Source organism: Shewanella sp. (assembly GCF_051658185.1).
Classification (GTDB): domain Bacteria; phylum Pseudomonadota; class Gammaproteobacteria; order Enterobacterales; family Shewanellaceae; genus Shewanella.
On record NZ_JBOFMC010000177.1, the window covers coordinates 1 to 4473 of the forward strand.

A 4473-nucleotide genomic window follows, 5' to 3' on the forward strand; every position below is an offset into this window, starting at 1 on the left:
GGCAGACGCGCTTAGTATTTCACACCGGGGTTCCTAGTGTACTGTTTCGGGCACAGGGCTTTGGCCTGCGCCGCCAATACTCGATATGCGGCTGTTAGCTTAGGCTATTATCACGCCCGCCATCTACTTGCGCTGTAAATCAACCTCTGCTGTAACTCAACCTGCGCTGTAAATAAACCTGTGTACAGCGCTTATGTTTTGCCATTCCTGCTTGATTCCTCTTAGCCTGCAGTTGGGGTTAGCGCATATTATTAAAATAAAAAAGCCACTCAAGTTGCCTTGGGTGGCTTAGGGTGCCTGCTTTACCGCTATCGCAGATAACGCGATCGACAGTTATTCTCGCTGCAGATGTTAACGCGACTGATGTTAACGAGACTGATGTTAACGCGTTTGATATTCACGCTGCCGATGTTACCCCTGTTGGAGTCTAAAGGGCGTTATAGGGATAGCGCGAGGTTAGCTTAACCAGCCGCAAATCGGCTGGTTATTGCTTAACGTGCTGTTTACTGGCCGGTATGTTGGTTTTCGACTAGCGGGATTTTATTTTCAGCCTGAGCAACATGACATTGGGTGCAGAAATAGTTTTGGCCATTTAAGGTGCCTTTATCATCGATCACATGGGATTTTGCCACCGGTGTTGCCTTCATGCGGCTGGCTTTATCCCAACTGTGGCAACTGAGGCAGCCATTTTTCGCTATGGTGATTTGGTAATCATCCTTATGTGGGATCAGTGGCGGTTGATCCGCAAAGCTGCGCTCGATGGCTTTGCCGCGGCTAGGATAAACAGGCATCGCATCGGCGGGGCGAATCTCAGTGATCTCTGTTTGTCCGCCAAGGGACTTAATGTTAACAGGGGCTGGATTGGTGTCTGCTTGCTGGCCTGAGCAGCCGCTGATGGCTAATACAATCGCAGCTAAGGTGAGTATTTTTTTCATTGGTCATTCTCCGCCTTGGGGGCAATGTGTTGACGAATTTTTGATTGAGGTTTGGTCAGTGTTTCGGTATGAGTGCGAGCCTTAGCTCGGATAAAGCGATGTTGATAGCGAAATACGCGTTTAGCACAGACATCAATGCAGCGGCCACATTGGGTGCAGTCAGCGCTTGATATCACCGGATTTTGCCCTTTTAACGCGGGTTTTAATACCTGACGTTCGGGGCAAACGGCAAAGCAATCCATGCAGTTATTACAGTCACTGGCCTTGCTGGCGACGATCTTAATGGGGCTCCATTTGCCAACTAAGCCAAATAAGGCTCCCGTTGGGCAAAGATGACCACACCAAGCACGCTCGGCGATAAACAGATCCAGCAGAAATATTGCCGCTAAGATCCATAAACCACTGAGACTGCCAAATAGCACGGCGCGATAGACTAAGGGCACGGGGTTGATCCATTCCCAAATCAAGCTGCCCGTGAGCAGGGGTAATAACAGCACGAGGGCTAACAGGTAGTAACGTAAATAACGCGGTAACTCGCTGGTGCGAGGCAGCTTGAGTTTACGTCTGAGCCAGCTTGCCGTATCGGTGACCAGATTGACTGGGCATACCCAGCTACAAAACACACGACCACCGGCGAGGGCGTAAAACACCGTCACTAGGCCTGCGCCGAGTAATAGGCTGAGTTCAGGAATATGGCCTGTTAACAATACTTGCAAACTTGCTAATGGATCGGCAAAGGGAATGGTATCGAGCAGTAAACTGGCCGATAAATTACCTTTAAAGAGCCACATCCCCAGTAGCGGCCCCAGTGCAAATAAGCTTAACAGTCCTAGTTGCACAGTGCGGCGTAGCAGCAAATATTTGTGTGCGCCAAACCAACCGAGTTCAGCAATCGCAGCGGCATGTTCGCCTGACATGTGGGCTTTAGCATTAGAATTGACAGTTTTTGTGTTCATCGACTCATTGCTCATAACATCAGCCCCTTATTCAACATCTCTAAGGTGGTTTCCTCAGTATTGAGATAAGTGTCATGCTTGGCCGCTTTACCGAGCGCTAATGCGGTCGGTAAGACTTTAATCGCCGCCGTATCGAGCACGCAGGCATGTTCACATTTACCACAGCCAGTACAAGTGTCGCTGTTGACTGTGGGTAAGAACATCGCATGGTGATCGCTCTGTTGATTACGCTGGCGTTCTAAGGTGATGGCATTGTCGATTAACGGACAAACTCGATAACAGACATCACACCTTAAGCCTTTAAAGTTAAGGCAGTTTTTCTCATCAATGAGTACCGCAATCCCCATTTTGGCATCGTTAATTTGCTCAAGCTGTTGACTGAGCGCGCCCGAAGGGCAGGCTTTGATACAGGGGATATCCTCACACATTTCGCAGGGAATGGTGCGGGCGGTAAAAAACGGCGTGCCAGTGGCCGCGCCGTCAAACCAGCGGGCGAGGGATAAGGTGTCGTAGGGGCAAGCCTCGACACATAAACCACAGCGCACACAGGCTGAGAGAAAATCGCGTTCTTCTAAGGCTCCGGGTGGCCGGCAAGCGTGAGGCGCGAGCTGACTTTGGCTTTTGGCCGTGGTCGTCAGCCCTAATCCCACGAGTCCCATCACACAGCCAGCCTTCGCCGTGGTCGCCAAAAACTGGCGACGGTTGACTTGTTTGGCTGTGAATGCACGCTTAACTTGCTGACTCACCTTAGGTTCCTCTACTTAATCGCCATGTTATGACGGATTGCTTTTAATTACGCTATCGCTATCAAACAGCTAGGCTTAGGCCTTCATCACTTTGACTGGGCACTTTTTAAAGTCGGTTTCTTTCGATAGCGGATCGGTCGCATCCAAAATCAGTTTATTGACCAACTGCCGTGCATCGAAGAAAGGCATAAACACCACGCCACGGGGCGGTTTGTTACGGCCTTTGGTTTCGACCCGGGTTTTTACCTGACCACGGGGAGAGGCGACAAGCACCTCATCACCCCGTTGCAGACCACGGGCTTTGGCATCTTCTGGGTGCATAAAGATTTGTGCATCCGGATAGGCGCGGTACAGCTCAGGTACGCGGGCGGTCATCGAACCGGTATGCCAGTGTTCGAGTACGCGGCCAGTGGACATCCACAGATCGTATTCACTGTTTGGCTCTTCTGCCGCCGGCTCGTAAGGCAGGGCGAAGATCACCGCTTTACCGTTGGGTTTGCCGTAGAACTTAAAGCCTTCACCGGCTTTTACATACGGGTCGCTGCCCTCAACGAAACGGCGCAGGGTTTCTTTGCCTTCGACCACCGGCCAGCGTAGACCGCGGGTTTCGTGGTAGCGGTCAAAGTCTGCCAAGTCATGGGCATGGCCACGACCGAAGGCGGCATATTCTTCAAAAATACCTTTTTGTACATAGTAACCAAAGTGCGCGCTCTCATCATTCAACTCAGCTTTACAGTCAGTTGCGGGGAACTTGTTGATCACGCCATTGGCAAATAAGACCTCATACAAGGTTTTATCGGCATATTCAGGTTTTTTAGCGATAAGCTCGGCTGGCCATACTTCGCTGACTTTGAAGCGTTTAGCGAACTCCATCAGTTGCCACAGATCCGATTTAGCGCCTTCTGGGGCTTTAACCTGTTGATGCCACATATGGGTACGACGCTCTGCGTTACCGTAAGCCCCTTCTTTTTCAACCCACATGGCGGTCGGCAGGATCAAATCTGCCGCCATTGCGGTGATCGTTGGGTAAGGATCGGATACCACGATAAAGTTTTCTGGGTTGCGGAAACCAGGGTACATCTCTTCGTTGATATTTGGACCCGCTTGCATGTTATTGGTACACATAGTCCAGTAACAGTTGAGCTTGCCATCTTTGAGCATTCGGCTTTGCAGTACCGCGTGGTATCCCGGTTTTGGCGGAATGGTGCCTTCTGGCAGTTGCCACATTTTTTCGGTAATCGCGCGATGCTTGTCGTTATCCACCACCATGTCAGCAGGCAGACGGTGGGCGAAGGTGCCGACTTCACGGGCAGTACCACAGGCAGAGGGTTGGCCGGTGAGTGAGAATGGGCTGTTACCCGGGGTGGCAATTTTGCCCGTCAGTAAGTGGATGTTATAGAGCATATTATTTGCCCATACGCCACGCACATGCTGGTTAATGCCCATGGTCCACAGGCTCATCACTTTCACCTTAGGATCGGCATAAGCTTTGGCTAAGGTTTCTAGCTTTTCAGGCTCTACGCCACTCATCTTCGCGGCATATTCTAAGGTATAAGTGCTGACGAACTTCGCGTATTCATCGAAGCTGATGGGGGTCGATTTACCATTGCCCGGATTTTTAGCTTTTTTCTCTAATGGATGATCGGGGCGCAAACCATAACCGATATCATCCACACCGAGGGCAAAGGTGGTGTGCTTAGTGACAAAGTCAGTATTGACCGCGTTATTTTGGATGATGTAGTTGGCGATATAGTTGAGGATCACTAAATCCGATTGTGGGTGGAACACCATTGGGTTATCCGCCAGATCGAAGCTGCGGTTCTCAAAGGTCGATAG

At 50.6% G+C, this 4473-nt stretch carries 4 protein-coding genes; all 4 read right to left on the reverse strand.

Annotated elements, in window-relative coordinates; genetic code table 11:
- Nucleotides 1–503: 503 nt before the first annotated feature.
- Nucleotides 504–935, reverse strand: a complete 432-nt coding sequence (napB, locus tag ACRCZA_RS07215) for a nitrate reductase cytochrome c-type subunit NapB (protein ID WP_438673777.1) — start codon at nt 933–935, stop codon at nt 504–506.
- Nucleotides 932–1891 carry a quinol dehydrogenase ferredoxin subunit NapH gene (gene napH / locus ACRCZA_RS07220; protein WP_438673778.1) on the reverse strand — a complete coding sequence of 320 codons (960 nt, stop codon included), beginning with the start codon at nt 1889–1891 and terminating at the stop codon, nt 932–934. The genes napB and napH overlap by 4 nt, the downstream gene beginning before the upstream one ends.
- Nucleotides 1892–1902: 11 nt before the next feature.
- Entirely contained in the window at nt 1903–2637 is a 735-nt protein-coding gene (gene napG / locus ACRCZA_RS07225) for a ferredoxin-type protein NapG (protein WP_438673779.1), read from the reverse strand.
- A 75-nt stretch (nt 2638–2712) separates the two neighbouring features.
- A partial coding sequence (napA, locus tag ACRCZA_RS07230) for a nitrate reductase catalytic subunit NapA (RefSeq protein ID WP_438673780.1) occupies nt 2713–4473 on the reverse strand: 1761 nt, incomplete at its 5' end.